This is a genomic window from Marinobacter sp. C7 (assembly GCF_022343555.1).
GTDB lineage: Bacteria > Pseudomonadota > Gammaproteobacteria > Pseudomonadales > Oleiphilaceae > Marinobacter.
Window position 1 is genome coordinate 1 of the sequence record NZ_JAKQZH010000002.1, and the last position, 23,429, is coordinate 23,429.

The following is a 23,429-nucleotide window of genomic DNA, read 5'->3' on the forward strand; positions in this document are numbered from 1 at the left end:
GCCCGGACCCGTTCCTGGTATTTGAAACGAAAAACACAGGGGACTCGCGTGTTACCGCCGGCACGGGCGTTGTAGGGGGCCGGCTCGAGCTTCGGGGCATTGCCGTGGTGATCGGCGAAGACCAGGGCCGGCGGTTCTGCTCCATCCACGCTGCCGTGCTGGTAACGGTAGTGCCAGCCCTCCTCGGCAGCCAGGCGCTCGATCAAGGCCAGGTCGCTTTCCCGGTGCTGGACACAGTATTCCCGTTCTTCCGGGGTTCGCTTGAGATCGAAAACCGTGTTCACGATGCCCCGCTCTTCCAGCAGGGTGCGGACGATGGCCCCGGTGTCCTGGCCCTGGAAGATCCGGCTGTTGTGCATCAGGCCGAGGCGCCAGAGAGGAGGCTGGAAGACGACTTCGTATCTGGTGCGGCGATGACCGGTATCGCCCCGGGCGAATTCGTTCACCACGCCGGTGAAGCGGCGCAGGGGTTGGCCGTCCTGCCAGACCACCAGGTCCACAGGTTGTTCCAGCAGGGCGTCGGCGGAGACATCGGGATCGGTACTGGCCAGGTCCAGTCGGCCCTGGAATAGCTCGGAGAGGTGCTCGGTCAGCGCGAAGGCGACCACGGCGAAATGATCAGAGGGGAAGTCACCGACACGGGCGGTGAACTGCAATCCGCTTGCCTGGGGCATGTCTTCAGTCCTTGAAGGGTTGATTCGGTCCGTTGAATCGGTGCGGGGGGTCAAGCCATCGGATCCTTGATGGGGTGCCCGCAGAGTTGGAGAAGGTACCAGTGGCTTTGGAGAAAATCCAGAGTTTGGAGATGGGGTTGAAGATGGGGTCAGATGAACACGTTCATCAGACCCCTGGGGGTGGGGGTGAAGGTGGGGTCAGAAGAAAGCTTTCTTCTGACCCCGGGTTTGGCCGCAAACTCGGAGTGGGGACTGAAATGGGGTCAGATGAAAGACTTCATCTGACCCCGGCTTTGACCAGCGGGCTTATTCAATCGGCTCGCGCACGATCTTGCCATCCTTGACCACGGCCAGGGTGGTTTCGGTGACGAAGCCGCCCTTGTCGGTGACGTCGGTGACTTCGTACGGATTCTTGCTGGAATCCATGTTCGCCAGGGCCTTGCCAATGGCGCCGCGGATGACCTTCGGGTCGGTGGACTCGGTGGCATCCATGGCTTCAACCAGGCCGTGCAGGGCCAGGTAGTTGTAGGCGGCTTCGGAGCCGGGCATCTTGCCGTACTTGTCCTGGTAGCGTTCGATGAAGCTCTTCGCTGCTTCGGTCTCATACACGCTCAGGGGAACGACGCCGATGGCGCCCTCCACCATCTCCATGCCGCCAGCGACTTCGGCCACTTCGTCAATCTTGGCCTGGTCCATGACGATGAAGCCGCCCTGGAAACCCATCTGGCGTGCCTGCTGAACCACCAGGCCGGTCGGCTCGGACGCGCCGCCGACGAACATCACGTCCGGATTCTCGGCGATGATCCGGCTGACGCCGGTGAAGAAGTCAGCGGACTTGTTGTAGTCCATGGGATTCTTGGCCACGACTTCGCCGCCCTTGGAGGTCCATTCCTCCTCGATCATGGAAGCCCAGATCTTGGCGTACTCGTGGGTGGCGCCGGCCATGCCCAGGGTCTTGCCTTCGTGTTCCAGGGCGTAGTCGGTAAAGGCACGGACGTAGCCATCGAAGGTCGGCGGAATACGCAGCGTCAGGGAGTTACCCTTCTCGGTAACGGTCGGTACGCTGGTGTAGGCCATGATCAGGAAATCGTCCTTCTCGTTGAAATCCTGCAGGGCAAAGACGCCACCGGAGTGCGGGATGAAAACGGCGGGGACGTTGGATTCCTGCTTCAGGCGCTTGGCGTTTGTGGCGGCCTGGGCCGGTGAGTAGCGGTCGTCCAGGGAGACCAGGTTGATGGTGGTCTTCTCGCCATCCAGGTCAAAGCCGCCGGCGGCATTGATTTCCTCGGCCGCCATGCGCAGCCCGGACAGGGTGTTTTCACCGTACAGGGCGGCACCGCCGCTCAAGGGGCCGGTAAAGCCGATGTTCACCTCACCGGCCATGGCGCCGGCAGTCAGAGTCATGCCGAGGGTTGCCGCTGCGACAGCCTGAGCCAGTGTTTTCACGTTTTTCATTGTCTTCTCCTCGTTGTTGTTGTCTCTTGTGGATCCGAGTCCTGAGCCATCAGGCTCCAATGTACGCTTTACGAACTTCTTCATTGCCCAGCATGGTTTCCCGATCACCGTCCATGACCAGGCGACCGTTCTCCATCACATAGGCGCGGTCGGCGATCTTGAGGGCCGCAAAGGCATTCTGTTCCGCCAGCAGCACGGTGGTGCCGAGGCTGTTGATCTGCCGGATGGTCTCGAACATCTGCCGGACTACCAGCGGGGCCAGGCCCAGTGAGGGCTCGTCCAGAATCAGCAGCCGGGGCCGGCTCATCATGGCGCGACCAATGGCCACCATCTGCTGCTGCCCGCCGGACAGCGAACCCGCCGGCTGGCTGGCCTTGTCTTCGAGGATCGGGAACAGTTCCAGTACCTCGTTCAGGCGCTTCCTGTTGCCCTCCCGGTCACGCCGGTGCACATAGGCGCCCATCATCAGGTTCTGCTGCACACTCATCTGAGGGAACAGCTTGCGGCCTTCGGCACACTGCACAACGCCGCCAGACACCACGGCACTGGGCTTCATGCCATTCAGGTGCTTGTCCTCGAAGCGGATATCTCCCCCGGTCGGTTTGACCAGGCCACTGATGGCATTGAACAGGGTGGTCTTGCCGGCCCCGTTGGCGCCAAGCAGCACCACCAACTCACCGGTATCGACGGTCATGGAAATGTCGGTGAGGGCCTTGAAGCTGCCGTAGCAGACATCCACGTTCTCAAGCTGCAGCATCTTCATCTCCTCCCAGGTAGGCCTCGATCACCACCGGATTGTTACGGACTTCCTCAGGCGTGCCCTCGGCGATCTTCTCGCCGTGATCCAGCACCATGATCTTGTCCGCCAGGCTCATGATCATGTCCATCTTGTGTTCGATCAGACACACGGTCAGGCCGTTATCCACCATCTTGCGCATCAGCGCCGCGAAGCCCTCGGTTTCCTCCGGGTTCACACCGGCGGCGGGCTCGTCCAGCAGGACGATTTTCGGATCGGTCGCCAGCGCCAGGGCGAAGGCCACGCGCTTGCGTTCTTCCTGGGTGATATCGGCGATGAACTGGCCGGCCACGTGGGTCAGGCCGACAAAATCGAGCGCTTCCATGGCCTTGTCCCGGGCCGCCTTCTCTTCCCGCTGCAGGCGCTTGCTGTTGATCAGCACATCCCACAGGCCGGAGCGGGTACGCAGGCGATGGCCGACGATCAGGTTGTCCAGCACCGTCGCCTGCTCGAACAGGTTGGTGGTCTGGAAGGTCCGGCCGACGCCCAGCCGTGCCACCTGGTCACAGGGCATATGGGTAACATCCACACCATCCAGCAGGATTCGGCCGGAGGTGGGCTGATGCAGCCCGGAAATCAGGTTGAAGAAGGTACTCTTGCCGGCACCATTGGGGCCGATGATGGCGTTGATCTTGCCCGCCTCGAAATCGACGGATACATCATTGACCGCCGCCAGGCCGCCAAACATCTTGGTGAGGTGTTCTACCTTAAGCATTGTTCTCGGCCTCCCGTGCGCTTGCTGTCTGGACCTTGCTCTCCCTGCGTTTTTTGCCGGGGGCGAGGGACTGGGCCTTGTGGTGCATCCAGGTCAGGAACTGCCCGGTAATGCCCCGCGGGAAGAAGATCACCAGGATCACCAGCAGCGGGCCGAAGATGATCATCCGGTACTCCTCAAGGAACTGCAGGGACTGGGTGATCCAGACAATGCCCACGGTGCCGAGCAGCGGGCCGGTCAAGGTGCCGATGCCCCCCACCAGCAGGTAGGTGATCATGTCGAAGGTGTGGTTGATGTTGGCCTCTTCCGGGCCGATGAAGCGCACCATGCCCGCGTAAAGGGCTCCGGCCAGGCCGGCGTAAGTGGTGGACAGCACAAAGGCCAGTACCTTGTTGCGCATCAGGTTGATGCCCAGGGACTGGGCCAGCTCGTCACCGTTGCGGATGGCGATGAAGGTGCGGCCCAGCAGCGACCGGGACAGCCGGCCCATGAACCAGATGGAGAACACCAGGAACGCCAGCACCAGGTAATAGAAGGGCGTGGTCTCGGTGAAGTCGACAAGCCCGAAACCCGAGGGCGCGGCAATATCCCGGACACCGATCGGGCCGTGGGTCAGTTCCTCCCACTTGTCGATCAGCAGGTAGATGATGAAGCCCACGCACAGGGTGAAGATGGCAAAGTAGTGCTCTTTCAGACGCAGGGAAACAATCCCCACGAAGAAACCGAGCACCGCGGTCATCACCAGCGCCGCCACGAACGCCGGCCAGAAACTCCAGCCGGCATCGGCGGTGAGCAGCCCCAGGGTATAGGCGCCGATGGCGAAGAAACCACCATGGGCCAGGTTCAGCTGGCCACAGTACCCGGTGATAATGTTCAGGCCATAGACCGCGATCGCCCAGACAAAGGCAGAGGCCATGACATAGACCTGGTACTCGTTATCCGCCAGGAACGGAAACACTATCGCGAACGCCAGCAGCGCCATCTTGGCACCGGGCTTCATCAGCAGACTTCCAAGCTTGAACAGCATGATCAGTGCGCCCCCTTCGCAAACAGCCCCTGCGGGCGGACAGACAGAATCAGCACCAGCAACCCGAAGGCGATGATGTCCTTATAGGCGGTGGAGATGTAGAAGCCGCCGAACGCCTCCGCAAATCCGATGATCATGCCGCCGGCGATGGCACCGGGAATGCTGCCCATGCCACCGAGGATGATGATGACAAAGGCCTTCATGATGACCAGGTGGCCCATGGCCGGGTAAACCAGGTTGATCGGCGCGTAGAGGCTGGCCGCCACCGCTGCCAGCACACCGGAGATGGCGAAGGTCATCATGGCCACCCGGTTGGCATCGATACCCACCAGGAAAGCACCCTCACGGCTCTGGGCCATGGCGATGATGGTGGCACCGGTCATGGTCTTGCGCAGGAACAGCTGGAGGGCAATCACCAGGACAAAGGCACCGACAATGATCAGCAGCCGTTGCTCCGGGATGATCAGGCCGTCGAAGTTCATGATGCCCGTGAACGGCGAGGACAGACGGCGGAAGTCGGAGCCCCAGAACATCTGCACCACCGCTTCCAGGAACAGCAGGATGCCGATGGCCGCGATCTTGTCGTGGATCGGCGGGGAATTGCGCAGCGGGTGGAAAACCAGACGTTCGCAGAGAATGGCGAGTACGGCGACAACGGCGGCCGAGCCGGCCATGGCAACCCAGTAGTGCACGCCCAGATCCGTCATGAAGAAGTACGACATGAACGCACCGACCATATACAGCGCGCCATGGGCAAAGTTCGGAATGTGGAGAATTCCGTAGACCAGGGTCAGGCCGAGGGCTACGAGTCCGTAGATGCTCCCCAGGGTTAACCCGTTGATGATTTGCTGGAAGAAAAGGTTCAAGTCTGCCCCTCCGGTGTTTGTTGTTATCGGACGTTTTTGAGGCTTCGAACCACAGGGCCGAATGGCCCTGCAGTCTTGTATGGAACAATTACACTGATCGTCTCAACTGTCAATATTTTAAAATGATATTTCGCTGTGCGATCCTTAATAGCTACCAGGTACCGCTATTGAGACTGCTTCTTCCACTCTTCTTCCTGCAGGGCCCGCCACATCAGCTTGCCGGTTGGTGATTTCGGCAACTCATCCACGAACTCCACGATGGTCGGGACTTTGTAAGCCGCCATCTGTTCCTTGCACCAGGCGGTAATATCGGCTTCGGTGGTCTTGCCCCCGGCTTCCGGGGTCAGCACGATGCAGGCTTTGACCGTCTCGCCCCGCTTGGGATCCGGCGCGGAGATGATGCATACCTCGTGAATCGCGGGGTGACGGTACATCAGCCCCTCGACTTCGGAGGGCCACACTTTGAAGCCGGAGGCGTTGATCATGCGCTTGACCCGGTCGACCATGAAGAAATAGCCGTCCTCGTCGTAGTAGCCCAGGTCGCCAGTACGGAAGAAACGCTTGCCATCGATCTCGACAAACGCTGCTTCGGTCTCCGCCGGCCGATTCCAGTATCCGATCGTGACCTGGGGGCCACAGGAGACGATTTCGCCCGTCTCGCCCGGGCCCTTCTCCTCCAGGGTGTCCACATCGATGATGCGGCTATCCACATCAAACACCGGAATGCCGAGGCACTGGGGCTTGGGATGCGCGGTGGGGTTGATGTGGGTCGCGGCCATGGTTTCAGAGAGGCCATAGCCCTCGATGTAGTCCAGCCCGGTCATCCGCTTGAGTTTTTCGGCCACCGCAACGGGCATGGCGGCACCACCGCCTCCGATCATGTTCAGGCTGCTGAGGTCGTACTTGCCGATATCCGGATTGGACAGGAAGTCCACCGCCATGGTGACGATGTTGGTCCACCCGGTTACCTTGTAACGCTCGATCAGCCGTGCCGCCGTGGTGCGCTCCCAGCGGGTCATGATCACCGAGGTCGAACCGGTGAAAATCGGGCCGTTCATGGATCCGGTCATGCCGGTGACATGGAAGAAAGGCAGGGTCGCCAGCTGGACACTGTCCGCCGTGGTCAGGTTCCAGAACACCCGGTGGACCGCCGTTGCCATCACCGAGCGATGAGTGTGCATGCACCCCTTGGGTGCGCCGGTGGTACCGGAACTGTAGGGAATCACCGCCAGGTCCTCGGGCGTCGCGGTATGTGGCGCCGGGGTATGGCCCGCCGCCATTGCGGCTTCCCAGGTGACCACTCCCGGCACCTCCCGGGACCAGGCCGGAGCCGCCACTTCGGCGGGCAGATCCAGGTCGGTCTCGGGGTTGATGTAGGTGCTGTAGGAGGCAACCACCACCTGCTCAAGATCGGTTTCACCGATCATGGGCGCGATGAAACCTGCCAACTCCTGCCCGGCCATGCAGACCGTAGCACCGGTATCGGCAATGAAGTGCTCCAGCTCCGCCGCCCGGTTCATGGGGTTCACCGGGATCACCACGGCGTCGGCACGCAGGATGGCATAGTAGGAAATCACGTACTGCGGGGAGTTCTGCATATACAGCAGCACCCGGTCACCCTTACTGACGCCCTGGGCCTGCAGATAGCCGGCCATGGTTTCCACTTCCTCATTAAGGCGCCGGTAGTTTATGGGCGCATCGTAGAAGATGATGGCGGTATGGTCAGGGTAGCGCCGGGCCGAAATCTCCAGGTTGGTGTAGACGCTGGTCTTCGGCAGGGTCATGGTTTTGGGCAGTTCCTTGGGCCAGACCTTGTAATGACGTTCAAACATGGTTGTTATTCTCCCCAGGGTGAATCAGTCAGCCGCTTCGGCGGACAAATCAAAGGTGTCGTTGCCCCCTGGCAGGGGGTCTTCATGTCGTAAGGGTGTGACGGCCACCGCTTTGTCCCGGAGCACGGTAACATCGGCATCCGGAGCCACTATGTGGCGTGAGCTGCGCTCAAAGCCCAGCCACCAGTACGGCAGGCTGCGGGCGTCACGCCCGGCCAGCAGTCTCGGCCGCTGGATAGAACCGGTGGACTGCCGGCACCAGCGTGCCGTGGTGATCTCGCCGGCCTCACAGGCCGGGAAATTGACGTTCCAGGCGCGGGCCTCGCCGGGCTGGTAGAGCTTTCGGATCAGGGTCTCGCCATGGGTTTCCACCGGCGACCACCGGATGCCGTCGCGGGTCAGGAACGCCTGGCTCATGGCGATGGCCGGAATGTTCATGTGCAGGGCACTGAGCACGGCCCCGACGGTACCGGAGTACTGCACCGAATCGCTGATGTTGGCCCCGCAATTGACGCCGGAGAGGACCAGGTCCGGCGGCGTTTCCCCGAACCACTCGGCCAGGGAATAGAGCACACAGTCTGCGGGCGTGCCGGAGACGGCATAGCGCTTGGTTCCGGTTTCATAGACCCGGAGCGGACTGTGGATGGAAATGCTCTGGCCGGCACCACTGCGGTCATGCTCCGGCGCGACTACCCAGACCTCCTCGGCGAGTCGCCGGGCGATGGTCTCCAGGATCGCCAGCCCCGGCGCATTGATGCCGTCGTCGTTGGTGATCAGGATGCGTTCACATATCGGACCGTTCATGGGGTTTCCTCACTTCTGTCCGTTGCGGGGACCGTCGCTGGCGATCTTCCAACCGATGTCTGCGAGCAAACTTGCGCGTTTGCCGACCTGCAGGGCGTTGGCGTTGGCAGCGTTGCCATCCAGGGCACGCTTGTAGACGCCCTGCAGGATGGCGGCGAGCCGGAACAGGGAAAACGCCAGGAACACGTGCCAGTCATCGATACCGTCACGTCCGGTTTTGGCACAGTAGCGGGCAATGGTTTCCTGCTCGTCGGGAATACCCAGCGCCTCGAGATCCTCGCCCTGCAACCCGCGCATGCCTTCCATGTCTGAAGGGAGGTAATAAGGAAGGCAGTAGTACGCCAGATCCGCCAGCGGGTGGCCCAGGGTGGACAGCTCCCAATCCAGAATGGCGATCACTTCCGGCTTGTCCGGCGCCAGCATCAGGTTGCCAAAACGGTAGTCCCCATGGGCAATCGCGGTCTCGTCTTTGGCCGGCAGGTTCTCGGGCAGCCAGGCCATCAGCTTGTCCATAGCCGGCAGATCATCGGTTTTCGATGCCAGGTACTGTTTGCTCCAGCGGGCCACCTGACGGGCCACGTAGCCCTCGGGACGACCGTAATCGCCAAGGCCCACGGCATTCACATCCACCGCGTGCAGGGCTGCCAGGGTATCAATCGCGGAATGGTGCGCGGGCAAGCGATCCTGGCGATCCAGGGCGCGGAGCGCCGAATGGCTGATAATCCGGCCTTCGAGGAAGTCCATGACATAGAAGGGCGTGCCGATGACATCGCTGTCCTCGCACAGCACCCGCACGTTCGGTACGGGCACATCGGTGTTTTCGGATAACGCCCGCATAACGCGGTATTCGCGCTCGACCATGTGTGCGGAGGGCAGGGTCTTTCCGGGCGGTTTTTTGCGCAGGACGTAGCGGCCGCTGTCGGTGTCCAGCAGGAACGTGGGGTTGGACTGGCCGCCCTGGAACTGTTTGACCTCCAGGCGGGTGCCGAAGTCCGGCATTGCCTGCTGGAGCCAGGCCAGGAGGTTGGCTTCGTCGAATTTATGGGCCGGGAGGACGTCTACCAATTCCGGAGTCATGCTCATAATTACTCTGTGTCTTTGATTGGGGGCAGCGGCGTGGGGGTGGGTCTGATTTTCTTTCGGGAAAAACAACTCGCTGCGCTCAGACAATTTTCCCTGCAGAAAATCAGACCCACCCCCACGCCTCGGCAAACATTGAGGCTCGCTGTCTCAACAGACTGTTTCGCCGCCGTCCGCGACGATCACCTGGCCGGTGATGTACGCACTTGCCTTCGTGGACAGGAACACGGCCAAACCGGCGATATCAACCGGGTCACCGATGCGGCGGAGCGGGGTTTTGTCCTCGGCGCGTTTGACGCGGACGGGGTCTTCCCACAGAGCCTTGGCGAAGTCGGTCTTGATCAGGCCCGGGGCGATGGCGTTGACGCGGATGCCCTTGGGGCCCCATTCCACGGCCAGGTTTCGGGCCAGGGCGGCTTCGGCGGCCTTGGAAACGCCATAGGTGCCGATCACGGTGTTGCCACGCAGGCCGGCGATACTGGAAAGAAGCACCACGGCGCCCTCGCCTTTTTCGGCCATCTGCGGCAGCACCATGTTGGTGAGCCAGAAGGTGCCTTTGACGTTGGTGTCCATGATCTTGTCCCAGGCGTCGTCAGTCATCTCGGACGTCGGGCCGTAGACCGGATTGGTCGCGGCGTTGCATACCAGCACGTCGATGCTGCCCCAGGCCTCGTTGGTCTTGTCCACCAGGTTCTGCAGATCTTCTTTCTTGCCGACGTGGCAGGGAACGGCCATGGCCTCAAAGCCCTGCTCCCTCAGTTCACCGGCGACCTGTTCACAGGCGTCGGCCTTGCGGCTGGAGATGACGACTCTGGCACCACATCTGGCCATTTCCTCGGCAATGGAGCGGCCGATGCCCTTGGTGGAACCGGTGATGACCGCGACTTTGCCGGTCATATCGAAAAGCGGATTGGTCATAACGTGATCCTCAGCGGTATTGGCGAAGTTCCATCTTGGCAACGGAATCCAGATGCACTTCGTCCGGTCCGTCGGCCAGGCGCAGGGTGCGGACCTTGGCCCAGGCGGAGGCCAGGAAGGTGTCCTGGCTGACGCCGGCGCCGCCGTGGACCTGAATGGCCCGGTCGATGACCTTCAGCGCCATGCTTGGGGCCACTACCTTGATCATGGCGATTTCCTGGCGGGCGACTTTGTTGCCGACGGTGTCCATCATGTGCGCCGCCTTCAGGGTCAGCAGGCGCGCCTGTTCGATTTCCAGCCGGCTGCGGGCAATGTCCTTGCGGATCGAATCGAAGTCAGACAATTTACGGCCAAAGGCTTCGCGGGCATTGGCACGCTTGCACATTGCTTCCAGCGCCCGCTCGGCGATACCGATGGTGCGCATGCAGTGGTGAATCCGGCCCGGCCCCAGACGGCCCTGGGCAATCTCGAAACCACGACCTTCTCCCAGCAGCATGTTGCTGGCGGGTACCCGAACATTGTCGTATTGGATCTCGGCATGGCCGTGGGGGGCGTGGTCATAGCCGAACACGTGCAGCGGGCGGACCATCTTCACGCCAGGGGCGTCCAGCGGCACCAGGATCATGGACTGCTGCTTGTGCTTTTCCGCGTTCGGGTCGGTCTTGCCCATGACGATGGCAATCTTCGAAGTACGGGTCATGGCCCCGGAGGACCACCACTTGCGGCCGTTGATGACGTACTCGTCACCCTCACGGCGGATCTCGCAGGCGATGTTGGTGGCATCCGAAGAGGCCACGTCCGGCTCGGTCATGGAAAAACAGGATCGGATTTCGCCGGCCAGCAGCGGTTTCAGCCACTGTTCCTGCTGCTCCTCGTTGCCATAACGGGCGATCGTTTCCATATTGCCGGTGTCCGGCGCAGAGCAGTTGAATACCTCGGGCGCCATCTCGGAGCGGCCCATGATTTCGCACAGGTGGGCGTATTCGAAGTTGGTCAGACCGGCGCCAAACTCGCTGTCCGGCAGGAACAGGTTCCACAGACCGGCGGCTTTCGCTTTCTGCTTGAGTTCTTCGACGATGGGAACCGGTGCCCAGCGATCCTCGGCATTTTCCACCTGGTGGTGGTGCTTCTCTTCGTTCGGATAGATGTAGGCATCCATGAACTCGGTTAAGTCGGCCTGCAGTTTCTTGGCCTTGTCAGACAGCTCGAACATGTCCGTTTCCTCTCGTTGATTTTTGTGCGGACTGCCGGTGATACCCGCAATCCTGGTCTTGTCAGCGTTGCGCTTCAGATCGGAACGCCCTCGGGCTTATCGCTTCCGGAGCGGATCCGGAAGGTGCCTTCACCGATGGCAAGCAGGTTGCCCTGATCGTCATGCACTTCACCGGTGCTGTTGAAAATGCGCGTGCCACCGGCTCTTTTACGGCCAGTTACCCGGATCACGCCCCCGGAGCACTGTCCTGTGAAGGTGGTCGTCAGGGAGAGCGTGATCGCCTTGCGCATACGGCCGGGGTACGGGCAATAAGTACCGGCCTGGGCCAGGACAATATCCAGCAGGGACGTCAGCACACCGCCGTGGATCACCCCACCCAGATTCAGGTGACGGGGCTCCAGCGCCAACTCGATCACGGCTTCGTTCTCTTCCCAGGACACCTGACGGTAGCCCAGCAGGTTGTGGAAACCCGGCAGGTCGTTGCCTCCGGTAATGTGCAGATTTTCCTTATTCATCAGACTTTCATTCCCGGCAGGTTGAGGGAGGCGGTATTGCCACCGTCCACCGCGAGCGCCTGGCCGGTGATGTAGCTGGCATCGTCGCTGGCGAGGAACAGAATGGCGGCGGCAATCTCCTCGGGATCGCCATAGCGGCGCAGTTCACAGCGGGAGCCCAGCTTGTGGGCCTTTTCATGGGCGCGGGCGTAATCGAACACCGCACGGGTCATCCCGGTTTCCACCAGGCCCGGGCAGACGGCATTGACGCGGACGTTGTCGTCGCCCAGGTCACAGGCCGCGGTCATGGTCAGGTTGATCACGCCGGCCTTGGAGGCACTGTAGGCGTTGCCCCCGGCGCCGGAACGGATACCCGCCACCGAGGCGGTATTGACGATGGCACCGAGCTTGCGGGACTGCATGTGCGGCGCCACGTGCTTGATGAACAGCATGGTGCCGATGAGGTTGACCGCCAGCACCTGCTCCCATTCCTCACGCTCGTTACCGGTCACCGATGGATGCCCGCCGGAACTACTGGCGATGCCGGCGATGTTGCACAGCACATCGATCCGGCCAAAGGTTTCCACCGTTTCAACAACCAGGTCTTTCACCTGGCTTTCGTCGGCGACATTCACCAGGCGACGCAGGTAGCGGGCATCCTCGGGCATGGCGCTTTCGGTCTCCAGTAATCCCGCCTCGGACACATCAGCCATCACTACCGAGGCGCCCTCCCGGGCCAGACGGACGGCAGTCGCACGGCCAATCCCACTACCGGCACCGGTGACGATGGCAATGCGCTGGTCAAATCGCGCCATGGAATCGCTCCTCGTTTTCCGCAATTGTTGTTGTGATCGCGTTCTTATCGTTTCGATAATTTGTCACGCCTTCCGGTTTTGAGTCAATATATTCGAAAGGAAATTTCATCTAGCAAAACACAACAACGCCGGAATAGAGAAAAATGAAAAATACAACTAATGATATGCCGGTCTACGCTCCAGCAACCGACGGCGAGACCATGGAGGCCATCGGCGAACGGATCCAGGATTACCGTGAGAGTCAGGGCAACAAAGCCGCCCTGATCGACGAACGAGGGGCCGTTAGCTGGTCGGACCTGATCAGCCAGGTGAACCGGATTGCCAACCGCCTGCGGACCGCCGGTCTCAAACAGGGCGACTGCGTGGCCGGTCTCTCTGAGAACACACGGGAGTACGTGGCGCTCTATCTCGGCACTCTTGTCGCGGGCGGCTGCATGGTACCGCTGTCCGGCATGGCCAGCGGCGAAGCCCTGACCCTGATGATCCGGGATTGCGAAGCCCGCTTCCTGTTCGTGTCCGGTAAGAATCTGGCGCTCTGGTCCGGGATTCGAAAAGCCGTCGACCTGCCCGAAGAGAATGTGATCGGCCTGGATACAGCAGAGGTGGGTCAGACACTGGAGCAATGGCTGGGCGACGTATCTGACCAAGCCGCTCCGGCACCGGTAACCCTCGACGATCCTTTCAACATCATCTACAGCTCGGGCACTACCGGCACGCCCAAAGGCATCCTGCACGACTATCGTTTCCGTCAGCGCCAGATGATCCGGATGAGCCGGTTCGGGCTGGACGGCAACGCCATCAATCTTGTTTCCACACCGCTGTATTCCAATACCACCCTGGTCTCGGTGTTACCGACTCTGTTCCACGGTGGCATCCTCGTCCTGATGGCGAAATTCGATGCCCACCGCTTCCTGGAACTCGCCGAGCAGTACCGCGTTACCCACGCCATGCTGGTGCCTGTTCAGTACCAGCGCATCCTGGCGATGCCGGATTTCGACCAATTCGATCTGTCGAGCTTCAAGCTCAAGCTGTGTACCAGCGCGCCGTTGCGGGCGGAAGTGATCGCCGAAGCCATGCGCCGCTGGCCCGGCAATATCCGTGAAGTGTACGGCCTGACCGAAGGCGGCATATCCACCAGTCTGGATTGTGCCGCCCATCCCGACAAATGGGACTCCGTGGGATTGCCCACCGAAGGTGCCGAGGTCCGGGTGATTGACGACAATGGCCGGGAGCTGCCCCGGGGCGAAACCGGGGAAATCGTTGGCCGGGCGATCTCGATGATGCGCGGCTACGTCAACCGTCCCGAACAGACCCGGGAAATGCTCTGGACCAGTCCGGAGGGCCTGGTGTTCTATCGCAGCGGTGATATGGGCCGCATCGATGAAGACGGGTTTGTCTACATCCTCGACCGTCGCAAGGACATGATCATCTCGGGCGGGTTCAACATTTATGCAGTGGATCTGGAAAAGGCGCTGCTGGGCCACCCCGCTGTCGCCGATGTGGCAGTCATCGGCATACCCAGCGAGCAATGGGGCGAGACGCCCCTGGCACTGGTGGTCAAGGCTCCGGGCTGCCCGGAGACGGAAACGGAACTGCTGGACTGGGCCAACCAGCGGCTGGGCAAAACCCAGCGACTGGCGGCGGTGGAGTTCCGGGACCAACTGCCCCGCTCCACCATTGGTAAAGTCCTCAAGCGTGAACTCCGGGAGCCCTACTGGACCCGCTAGCGGCGCTGTAATCTTCCCAGGGCCGCCCGGCAATCGTCGGAGCGCAATCGCTCGGAAAACACCGCGCGTTCGCGCTCCAGGGCCTCTCTGACCTGCTCCCGCCAGGGGGCACGGATCAGGCGTTTGCTGGCCCTGAGCGCTTCCCTGGGCTTGCCGGCCAACCGCTGTGCCAGTTCAAGCGCGGCGGCCAGGGCTGTCCCGTCCTCCACCACCCGGCTAACCAGACCACACTCCCTGGCTTCGTCCCCATCAAGAACTTCCCCCAGCAACAGAAGGTCGGTCGCTCGCCGGCTCCCCAGATGGAGGGGCATGGTAACGGTGGACGCGGCTTCCGGTACCAGGCCGAGATCGACGAAGGCGGTCTTGAAGGTCGTGGACCGGCCGGCAATGACCGAATCGCAATGCAGCAGCAGCGTGGTCCCGATACCGATGGCAATCCCCTCCACCGCCGCAATGACCGGGGTATCGCACTCCATCAGGGCCTCGATAAAGGCCAGACCTGCCGAGGGCCGGGGATTCGGGTCCGTGGCGCGGGCACGAAAATCGTCCAGGTCATTGCCGGCAGTAAAGACATTGCCCTGCCCCGAGATGACGATGGCATTGACCGCCGGATCGTCACCCGCCTCGCGGATACGCTCGCCAAGCTGTCCATACATCTCTCGGGTCAACGCGTTTTTCTTGGCGGGGCGATTGATGGTCAGGTGGACCACAGCATCCGTCTGCTGCATGTCGATCATTGAGCTATCCTTCCAGATCATGAGGTTGTTGTTTGAGTAAAAACATCCTATTGCAAAAGCCGGGTGTTGTGATAGATTCAGAGAACATAAATTCACCCTGCAGTTAACAGTTCTGCAGAGTGAAACATAAGAAAGGCCACTACAACAACGAAAGAGGCACAGCCATGAACCTCATAGTACAAGCACGCAAGAAGCTGACCGTTTACGCGTCCGCCCTTACCCTCGGTGTTTCCGCCGCCCTCGCCGCCACGCCGGCTGCCGCGCAGGACACGGTCACCTGGAAGGTCCAATCCCACTGGCCGGGCTCCAGCAGCTCCTACACTGACAGCCTGGGTCGTCTGAAGCGGGTCATCGAGGAGCGCACCGACGGCCGTCTGAAACTGCAGCTCTACGAGGCCGGCGCACTGTTCAAGGCCAAAGAAACCTTCAACGCAGTCAGCCGCGGCATTCTCGAAATGGGCACCATTTCACCCGCCTATGCCCAGGACAAGGTTTCCCTGGCGGGCATCGCCTCCGGTCTGCCCTTTGCATTCCGTAACGTCTGGGAAGCGGCCTACTTCCACCAGAACCTGGGCTTCGAGCAGATGCTGCGAGACGAAGCCGCCGAACATGGCGTTTACTGGGCAACCGACAAGGTCTACCCGACCGAGATGGTGGTCAAGAAGCCCATCGAGAGCTGGGACGACTTCACCAGCCTGAAGATCCGCTCTTCCGGCGCACTGCAGAAGTTCCTGACCGAGGCCGGTGCCGCTGCCTCCTACATTCCGGGCGGTGAGCTGTATTCCGCCCTGGACTCCGGCATTGTGGACGGAGCTCACTGGGGGGCTTCCCAGGGCGCCTTCAGCATGGGCCTGTATGAAATCGCCAAGTACCACGTGCAGCCTGCCCTGAACATCGCCGGCACCGACGTCATCATTGTCAGCCAGAAGGCTCTGGACAAGCTGCCGGAAGACATGCAGAAGATCGTCAAGGATGCCCTGAACGAGCAGTTCTGGATCCGCACCAACGAGTACCAGTACAAGGAGCGCATCACCCTGGCCAAGGCCATTGCCGAGGAAGGGGTTCAGCTCAACATCCTGCCGGATGAGGTACAGGACAAGCTGGTAGCCACGGCCCAGAAAATGTGGGAAGAGGAAGGCAAGCGCAGCGAAAACGCCCAGAAGGCACTGGACATGCTCAAGAGCTACCTGAGCGACCTCGGCTACCTCTGATCCCACCGGTATCCGTGTAACCCGGGCCGGAGTCCAGCACTCCGGCCTTTTTGTCCCTGACTACAACCAACGTCCTCCTGGAGAGAACCATGGGTGTGATGATTGCCGCATTCATGAGAGGGATTACCCGTCTCAATGATGTCGTCGGGCGCTGGATAGCCCTGCTGGTGTTCGCGATGTTTGCGTTCCTTTTGCTGGAAGTGGGCTTCCGCTACCTGTTCAACTCGCCGACGGTCTGGACCAATGAGCTGACCCAGATGCTGTTCGGTATCTATGCGGTGATGTCCGGCGGCTACATCATGGCCCATCGCGGTCACGTCAATGTCGACCTGGTGCATTCCCACCTGGCGCCGCGCAAGCGGGCGGTGCTGGACATTGTCACCTCCACGGTCTTCTTCATCTTCACGCTCGCGCTGCTCTGGTTCGGCATCGACATGGCCACGGAGTCCATGTCCAGCTGGGAGACCTCCTACTCCGCCTGGAATCCGCCCATCTGGCCGGTCAAGCTCGCGATTCCGATCGGTACGGCTCTGCTGGTCCTGCAGGGCCTGGTCAAGCTTCTCGAGGATATCGCAGTAGCCTTCAATCTGGATTACCACACCCCCGAAGACACTGATTCCGAAGGAGAACAGCTGTGAGTATTGAAGTCCTGACCCTGCTGTTCTTCGGCACCCTGCTGTTTTTACTGCTGCTGGGCCTGCCGCTGGCGTTTGTGCTGGGCGGCGTGTCCGTGGTGTTCCTCTATTTCACCTGGGGCTTCGACTCCTTCTACATGGTGGCCTCGCAGATCTGGGGCACCATGGGCAGCTTCACCCTGGTGGCCATTCCGCTGTTTGTGTTCATGGCCATGATTCTGGAGCGCACCGGCGTCGCCAGGGATCTGTACCGGATGATGCACCTGTGGTGCGGTGGCCTCAGAGGCGGTCTCGCCCTGGGTACCCTGGGGATCTGCGCCGTGTTTGCCGCCATGGTGGGCATCAGCGGTGCTGCCGTGGTCGCCATGGGCACCATTGCCCTGCCGTCCATGCTCGAACGGGGATACGACAAGAACATGGCCCTGGGTGTCATCAACACCGGCGGCGGCTGGGGCATCCTGATACCGCCCAGCATTCTGATGATCCTGTACGCGTTGATCACCGGGGTTTCAGTGGGCCAGATGTTCGCTGCCGGCATCATGCCCGGCATCCTGCTGATGGTGCTGACCGCCATTTACATCCTGGTGCGTTGCCACCTGCAGCCGGAACTGGCCCCCGCCCTGCCGAAAGAAGAGCGGGGCACGTGGCCGGAGAAGCTGCGCGCCCTGAGAGCGGTGCTGTTGCCGATCGGCGTGGTGGTCATGGTGCTGGGCTCCATCATCGGCGGTATTACCACCCCGACCGAAGCCGCTGCCATGGGCGTTCTCGGTGCACTGATCTCGGCCGCCGTATACAAGCAGTTCAAGTGGAGCATCCTGCAGGAAGCGGCAATCCGTACCTTCAAGCTCACCGGCATGATCATGTGGATCCTGTTTGCCGCCCACGCCTTCAGCGCTGCCTACCAGAGCATGGGCGCCCAGGAGTTGATCGAGGGCCTGATGAACATGGTTCCCGGTGGGCCGTGGGGCATCATCATTGCGATGATGGTCATCGTATTCCTGCTGGCCATGGTGCTGGACCCGGTGGGCATCATGCTGATCACCCTGCCCGTGTTCATGCCGATCGTGGAATCCCTGGGCTTCGATCCGATCTGGTTCGGCATCCTGTTCGTGATCAACATGGAAATCGGCTACATGACGCCGCCGTTCGGCTTCAACCTGTTCTACCTGAAAGGCATCGTGCCTCCCTCGATCACCATGAAGGACATCTACAGGTCAATCATTCCGTTCGTGATTGTGGAAATCATCGGCATCATCCTGATCATGATCTTCCCGGAGATTGCCACCTGGCTGCCGGACCTGTTCTTCTGACCACCCCAAACTGACAGGCAATAAAAAAAGGCCCGGCGGACGTCGTCCATCGGGCCTTTTTTGTTTCCGTTTCCCGCCCGGCCCGAAGCCGGCAACCGGGACGGGAGTTAAAACGGGGTCAGATGAAAGCTTTCATCTGACCCCTGCTTTGGCGGCAACCGGGGGGATCACGCCATCAGGTTGTAAATGAACACGATCACCACGGCAATCGGAGTCACGAACCGGATCAGGTTGTACCACAGGCCGAAGGCGCTTCCGGTCAGGGCCAGATCGGACTTCAGTGACTCCCGGGCCACGAACCAGCCGACGAACAGGGCCGTGAGCAGGCCAGACAGCGGCAGCATGATGTTGGCGGTGACGTAGTCCAGCAGATCGAAGATGGTCTTGCCCTCAAAACGGTCGAACATGGCCAGCGGAGTGACATCGGACCAGACGTTGAGGGACAGGATCGAAGCGATGCCCAGCGCCCAGCACAGCACGCCCACCAGAATCGCGCTGCCGGTACGGGCAAGGCTGGTCTTCTCCTCGACCCACTCGACCACCGGTTCCAGCAGGGAAATCCCGGAGGTCCAGGCGGCGAAGAGCAGCAGCACGAAGAACAGGGCACCGAACAGACTGCCAAAGGGCATGTTGCCGAACGCCAGCGGCAGCGTCTGGAAGATCAGCCCGGGGCCGGCACCCGCTTCCAGGTTGTTGGCAAACACCACCGGGAAAATGGCCAGACCCGCCAGCAGGGCAACCCCGGTATCCATGACGGCAACACTGATCGCAGTACGGCCAATGGAAACATCCCGGCCCAGGTAGGACCCGTATGCCATCATGATTGCCATACCCAGGCTCAGGGTGAAGAAGGCGTGTCCCAGGGCAACCAGCACACCGCTGACGGTAAGCGCGCCAAAGTTGGGGCTGAACAGGAAGCTGACCGCCTCACCGAAGTGGCCGGTGGTGGTGGCGTAGCCGACCGCTACCAGGAGCAGGATGAACAGGGCCGGCATCAGAATGGTCGCAGCGCGCTCCAGGCCACCCTTGAGGCCGCGCGAAACCACCAGTACCACCAGCGCCATGAACACAGTGTGCCAGATCAGCAGCTGCACCGGGCTGCCGAGCAAGCCGCCGAACAGGTCACCGATGGATTCAGCGGTACCACCGGTGAAATCACCGGCAGCGGCGTGACCGATGTAAGAGGCCGCCCAACCACCAATCACGGAATAGAACGAGAGGATAATAAAGGCAGCCAGCATGCCCACAATCGCCGAGATCCGCCAGAGCGGAGAGGCCAGGTTGCGCTCCGCCACCAGGCGGAAGCTGGTGATCGGGTTGTGGCGGCCGTTCCGGCCGATAAATACCTCGGCCATCATGATGGGAATACCAATGATGGCGATACACAGCAGGTACACCATGACAAAGGCACCACCACCGTTCTCGCCGGTGACGTAGGGGAACTTCCAGACGTTGCCCAGACCGACGGCAGAACCGGTAGCCGCCAGAATGAACGCCAGCCGGGACGACCAGAGGCCACGGGCGGTGTAATCGCCGTTACCCGACACGGAGTTGGATTGAGACATGTTGATTTCCTGTGCTTTCGGCTAAGGAATTGAAAGTATATCGAGCGCCCGGGACAGGCCCGGGCCATTGGGGCGGGATTCTGCCAGCACTGGCGTGCCGATGCCAGTACCGGCCAGTATCAGGCAGCGCTGGCCAGACGGGCCCGGGGATGGAAGCGGGCATTCACCCACAGGGAAAACACGATGACCGCACCACCAATGGCGAGGCGCAGCAGATCGGCATCACGGTTCCAGATCAGGAGGTTAACCAGAAGGCCGGCCGGCACCAAAGCATTGTTCATGATTGCCAGGGTGCCCGCATCCACCTTGCACGCGCCACGATTCCACAGGAACAGTCCCAGACCGGAAGCCGCAAAGCCGAGCCAGGCCAGCACGCCCCACTGCAGTTCGGTGGAGGGCAGCCGCTCCGGATTACCAAAGATCATGAATGATGGCAGCGCGATAATCAGCGCTCCGAAAAAGAAGTAGCCGAAGGTCCGGAAAGAGCCGAGATCCAGCGGATACCGCTGCATGATATGTTTGTAACCCACCTGGCCGGCGGCAAACGTAAAGTTGGCTATCTGCAGTAACAGGAAGCCGGTAATAAAATCCTGGCTAAGGCCGTCATAGCGGATGATGCCCGCCCCGAGGGTGGCGATAGCGGCAGCCAGCAGGGCCACCGGTGAGAAACGGCGGAACAGCGCGTCGTCGATCAGCGTCACATACAGGGGGGTGAATATGGTAAACAGCAGGACTTCCGGAACGGTCAGGTAACTGAACGAGCGGTAAAGACACAGATAGGTCACCCCGAACTGCAGCATACCGGTGACCAGAATGCCCAGCTTGAGTCCGGAAGGCACACCGCGCCAGCGGGTAAACGGCAAAAAGATCAGCGACGCGATCAGCACCCGGGTCAGCACGGCAAAATCACTGTCCACCTGCCCGGCGAGGAATTCTCCGATCAGGCTGAAGGAAAACGCCCAGAGAACCGTAACAAAAATCAGCAAACCCATGTTGATAATCTCTCCCATTAACCGAGGCGCGTACTGTAACCGCTTTTCCGGTAGGATGCAGGCCTGTTTCACACCATGGATACCAAAGGGCCGATCGCCGCGATGGACGAAACCCACCAGCCATTACCCGAAGCCCGGCGGCCTCTGCTAAGCAGGGTCCTCACCGAATGGCGGACTCTGGCCCTTCTTGGCGGCCCTATCCTTGTCGCCCAGGTTGCCCAGATGGCCAACGGCGTAATCGATACGGTCATGGCCGGCCACGCCAGTGCCGAGGACCTGGCCGCCGTGGGTATCGGCAGCAGCCTGTGGATGCCGCTGTTCCTGTTTTTCATGGGCGCGCTGGGCGCCCTGCAACCGATCATTTCCGGTTACAACGGTGCGGGCACCCGCGAAAAGATCATGCCGGCCACCTGGCAGGGGCTGTATCTGGCGGGGGCGGGTTCGGCGATCATGATCCTGCTGCTGCTCAACGTTCACCCCGTACTCACGTTGCTGGAACTGGAATCGAATACCAGCCGGATAACCCAGGGATACCTCGATGCCTTTGCGTGGGGCGTGCCGGCGCTGCTACTGATGACCGCCCTGCGCGGGCTGACGGACGGCCTCGGCCATACCCGGGTAATCATGGCGTTCTCTGTTCTCAGCACCCTGATCAACCTGCCCCTGAACTACATCTTCATCTACGGAAAGCTCGGCATTCCGGCAATGGGGGGTATCGGCTGTGGCTGGGCCACGTCGCTGTCCAACGGAGTTGCTGCGGTTGCGATGCTGGTTTACCTGAACCGGAGCCGGGTCTACCGGAGCTTCCATCTGGTGACGGACTGGACCACACCCGACAGACAAGGGCTGGCGTACATCCTGCGCATCGGCGTCCCGATCGGATTCACCATCTTCGTGGAGGCCAGCATGTTCTCGGTCATCGCCCTGTTCCTGGCCCCGCTGGGACCGGTCGTGGTCGCCGGCCACCAGATTGCCCTGAACGTCGTGTCTTTACTGTTCATGGTGCCATTGAGTCTCGGCATGGCGCTGACCCTGCGGGTCAGCTTCCTGGTCGGAGCCGGGGCGCCAGACAGCGCCCGGCTGATCTCCCGCAGCGCATTGGTGCTGGCAGGAGCCATTGCCCTGGTCTTCGCCACCCTGCTCTACACCTTCTCCCCGGAAATCGCCGCTCTGTACTCGGGTGAGGCAGACGTCCGTGCGGTGACCGTGGCCCTGCTGGGCTTTGCGGCCCTGTTCCAGGTGGCCGACGTTGTCCAGGTCACCTGCATCAGTGCACTCAGAGGCTACAAGGATACCCGCATCCCGATGTTCATCATGCTGTTCTCATTCTGGGGAATCGGCCTGCCACTCGGTTACTTGCTGACCTTCACGGACTGGCTGGTGACCGCCATGGGCGCGGCGGGTTTCTGGGTAGGGCTTACTTGCGGGCTGACCTCCGCCAGCGTGCTGCTTGGCTGGCGTCTGTTTCGTTATCGTCCGGATCAGGCCAGCTGAGGTACCACCCGAATCCGGGGTTCCGCAAACACCGCCCGGTCGCGACCCGACTCCTTGGCCTGATACAGGGCGTCGTCGGCGCGGGCAAGCCAGGAACCCACGGTCTCTCCCCAATCCAGTTCGGCAATACCAAATGAGGCGGTGATTGATCCGCCCGGGTGTTTCACATGATTGCGCAGCAATTGCTGCAAGTTGGCGATGACCGTCTTGAGCCCGGGGCCATCACTCCCCGGAAGCAGCAGCACGAACTCCTCGCCGCCGTAACGGAACAACTGGTCCGATTTCCGGGTGTTCTTGCGGAGCACCTTGACCAGATCAACAAGGACCGCATCCCCGACATAGTGGCCGTACTCGTCATTAATCTTCTTGAAATGGTCAATATCGAGCAGAATCAGGGCACAGGAAATTCCGGTCCGGGTCGCATGAGCCTGCGCGATTTCCAGTTCCTCGTCCATGGCCCTCCGGTTTTTCACACCGGTAAGGGGATCAATGGTGGCCAGATGCTCCAGACGCCTGCGCTGATCTTCGTTGCGGCTGGCAAAAACAAAGGCACAGGCACTGACCACCAGGACGGTGGATACGAACGAGCCCATCTGTTCCAGGCTGGAGAAGGCATCACCCTGGGCAACCATGAGTCCCACCGCCGTGACATTGATGGCTATGGCAATTCGCGGCGGCGTCAGGAAGAAACTCGTTATCAGGCTGGGATAGAGCCAGAACAGTCCCGAATCACCGACCAGTCCGGCCACGACCACAGCGCCAAAACAAGCGACGACAGCCATGAACAAACCACTGCGCCGGGTATCACCGGTCCACCACGCATAGGCCACGCCGGCAGAGACGCCGCACAAGATGAGCAGGTCCACCACGCCCGTCGCCGTGTCGCCCTGATGAAAGCGCAACACGGCGAACGGCGTGATACCCAGAAAGCCGCTCAGTCCCAGCAGAGTGATGATGGACAGGCGAAAATCGGATCTAAGACGTTGGAACATCGGGACAGGTTTCCGACAATGGTCGCGTGGTGGCAACAAGGTTAGACCAACAACACCCGAAGGTCCTCATGAGTGAC

The 23,429-nt window shown here is 61.0% G+C and carries 22 protein-coding genes; 5 read left to right on the forward strand and 17 right to left on the reverse strand.

The genetic code is table 11. The annotated features are described in order from the left end of the window. The 13 genes from MD273_RS09950 to MD273_RS10010 form a co-directional block, all read right to left on the reverse strand. Nucleotides 1–674 (reverse strand): type VI secretion system Vgr family protein (locus MD273_RS09950; protein ID WP_251068236.1); only part of this gene is annotated, 674 nt, incomplete at its 3' end. A 306-nt stretch (nucleotides 675–980) separates the two neighbouring features. Next, nucleotides 981–2,129 (reverse strand): ABC transporter substrate-binding protein, encoded by a 1,149-nt coding sequence (locus MD273_RS09955; RefSeq protein ID WP_239037641.1) that lies wholly within the window; start codon nucleotides 2,127–2,129, stop codon nucleotides 981–983. Nucleotides 2,130–2,178: 49 nt separating this feature from the next. Continuing rightward, entirely contained in the window at nucleotides 2,179–2,886 is a 708-nt protein-coding gene (locus tag MD273_RS09960) for an ABC transporter ATP-binding protein (protein WP_239037642.1), read from the reverse strand. Beyond that, entirely contained in the window at nucleotides 2,873–3,640 is a 768-nt protein-coding gene (locus MD273_RS09965; protein WP_239037643.1) for an ABC transporter ATP-binding protein, read from the reverse strand. The genes MD273_RS09960 and MD273_RS09965 overlap by 14 nt, the downstream gene beginning before the upstream one ends. Beyond that, nucleotides 3,633–4,667, reverse strand: a complete 1,035-nt coding sequence (locus tag MD273_RS09970; protein WP_239037644.1) for a branched-chain amino acid ABC transporter permease — start codon at nucleotides 4,665–4,667, stop codon at nucleotides 3,633–3,635. Before MD273_RS09970 ends, MD273_RS09965 begins: the two co-directional genes overlap by 8 nt. 2 nt (nucleotides 4,668–4,669) lie before the next feature. After that, on the reverse strand, nucleotides 4,670–5,533 hold the full coding sequence (locus tag MD273_RS09975; protein WP_239037645.1) for a branched-chain amino acid ABC transporter permease: 864 nt from the start codon (nucleotides 5,531–5,533) through the stop codon (nucleotides 4,670–4,672). A 164-nt stretch (nucleotides 5,534–5,697) separates the two neighbouring features. After that, a complete protein-coding gene (locus MD273_RS09980; RefSeq protein WP_239037646.1) occupies nucleotides 5,698–7,365 on the reverse strand; it encodes a long-chain fatty acid--CoA ligase in 1,668 nt (555 codons plus the stop codon). A 24-nt stretch (nucleotides 7,366–7,389) separates the two neighbouring features. Further along, entirely contained in the window at nucleotides 7,390–8,169 is a 780-nt protein-coding gene (gene surE, locus MD273_RS09985) for a 5'/3'-nucleotidase SurE (protein ID WP_239037647.1), read from the reverse strand. 9 nt (nucleotides 8,170–8,178) lie between these two features. Beyond that, on the reverse strand, nucleotides 8,179–9,252 hold the full coding sequence (locus MD273_RS09990; RefSeq protein WP_239037648.1) for a phosphotransferase: 1,074 nt from the start codon (nucleotides 9,250–9,252) through the stop codon (nucleotides 8,179–8,181). Between the two features lie 147 nt (nucleotides 9,253–9,399). After that, complete coding sequence (locus MD273_RS09995) at nucleotides 9,400–10,167, reverse strand: SDR family NAD(P)-dependent oxidoreductase (RefSeq protein WP_239037649.1); 768 nt, start codon at nucleotides 10,165–10,167, stop codon at nucleotides 9,400–9,402. Nucleotides 10,168–10,177: 10 nt separating this feature from the next. Further along, entirely contained in the window at nucleotides 10,178–11,380 is a 1,203-nt protein-coding gene (locus tag MD273_RS10000) for an acyl-CoA dehydrogenase family protein (RefSeq protein ID WP_239037650.1), read from the reverse strand. Between the two features lie 74 nt (nucleotides 11,381–11,454). Next, nucleotides 11,455–11,895, reverse strand: coding sequence for a PaaI family thioesterase (locus MD273_RS10005; RefSeq protein ID WP_239037651.1), 441 nt, complete (start codon nucleotides 11,893–11,895; stop codon nucleotides 11,455–11,457). Beyond that, the gene (locus MD273_RS10010) at nucleotides 11,895–12,689 is read right to left on the reverse strand and encodes an SDR family NAD(P)-dependent oxidoreductase (RefSeq protein WP_239037652.1); all 795 of its coding nucleotides are present in this window, start codon (nucleotides 12,687–12,689) and stop codon (nucleotides 11,895–11,897) included. Before MD273_RS10010 ends, MD273_RS10005 begins: the two co-directional genes overlap by 1 nt. A gap of 143 nt (nucleotides 12,690–12,832) precedes the next feature. Here MD273_RS10010 and MD273_RS10015 point away from each other — a divergent pair, with 143 nt between their 5' ends. Continuing rightward, nucleotides 12,833–14,416 carry a class I adenylate-forming enzyme family protein gene (locus MD273_RS10015; protein ID WP_239037653.1) on the forward strand — a complete coding sequence of 528 codons (1,584 nt, stop codon included), beginning with the start codon at nucleotides 12,833–12,835 and terminating at the stop codon, nucleotides 14,414–14,416. Here MD273_RS10015 and MD273_RS10020 read toward each other — a convergent pair. Continuing rightward, entirely contained in the window at nucleotides 14,413–15,153 is a 741-nt protein-coding gene (locus tag MD273_RS10020) for an enoyl-CoA hydratase/isomerase family protein (protein WP_239037654.1), read from the reverse strand. The genes MD273_RS10015 and MD273_RS10020 overlap by 4 nt on opposite strands. 164 nt (nucleotides 15,154–15,317) lie before the next feature. On the opposite strand from MD273_RS10020, the gene dctP reads away from it, so the two are divergent. The 3 genes from dctP to MD273_RS10035 all read left to right on the forward strand — a co-directional run bounded on the left by dctP (nucleotide 15,318) and on the right by MD273_RS10035 (nucleotide 18,309). Further along, entirely contained in the window at nucleotides 15,318–16,364 is a 1,047-nt protein-coding gene (gene dctP, locus MD273_RS10025; protein WP_239037655.1) for a TRAP transporter substrate-binding protein DctP, read from the forward strand. Nucleotides 16,365–16,453: 89 nt separating this feature from the next. Next, a complete protein-coding gene (locus MD273_RS10030) occupies nucleotides 16,454–17,002 on the forward strand; it encodes a TRAP transporter small permease subunit (RefSeq protein ID WP_239037656.1) in 549 nt (182 codons plus the stop codon). Further along, on the forward strand, nucleotides 16,999–18,309 hold the full coding sequence (locus tag MD273_RS10035) for a TRAP transporter large permease (RefSeq protein WP_239037657.1): 1,311 nt from the start codon (nucleotides 16,999–17,001) through the stop codon (nucleotides 18,307–18,309). The genes MD273_RS10030 and MD273_RS10035 overlap by 4 nt, the downstream gene beginning before the upstream one ends. Before the next feature lie 167 nt (nucleotides 18,310–18,476). On the opposite strand, the gene MD273_RS10040 is transcribed toward MD273_RS10035, so the two are convergent. Both MD273_RS10040 and MD273_RS10045 read right to left on the reverse strand, forming a co-directional pair. Further along, nucleotides 18,477–19,874, reverse strand: a complete 1,398-nt coding sequence (locus MD273_RS10040; protein WP_239037658.1) for a sodium-dependent transporter — start codon at nucleotides 19,872–19,874, stop codon at nucleotides 18,477–18,479. Between the two features lie 119 nt (nucleotides 19,875–19,993). Continuing rightward, complete coding sequence (locus MD273_RS10045; RefSeq protein ID WP_239037659.1) at nucleotides 19,994–20,866, reverse strand: carboxylate/amino acid/amine transporter; 873 nt, start codon at nucleotides 20,864–20,866, stop codon at nucleotides 19,994–19,996. A 102-nt stretch (nucleotides 20,867–20,968) separates the two neighbouring features. Here MD273_RS10045 and MD273_RS10050 point away from each other — a divergent pair, with 102 nt between their 5' ends. Further along, nucleotides 20,969–22,360: an MATE family efflux transporter gene (locus MD273_RS10050; RefSeq protein WP_239038467.1), complete on the forward strand. Its 1,392-nt coding sequence runs from the start codon at nucleotides 20,969–20,971 to the stop codon at nucleotides 22,358–22,360. Here MD273_RS10050 and MD273_RS10055 read toward each other — a convergent pair. Next, complete coding sequence (locus tag MD273_RS10055; RefSeq protein WP_239037660.1) at nucleotides 22,348–23,352, reverse strand: GGDEF domain-containing protein; 1,005 nt, start codon at nucleotides 23,350–23,352, stop codon at nucleotides 22,348–22,350. The two genes, MD273_RS10050 and MD273_RS10055, sit on opposite strands and share 13 nt — an antisense overlap. Nucleotides 23,353–23,429: the final 77 nt, after the last annotated feature.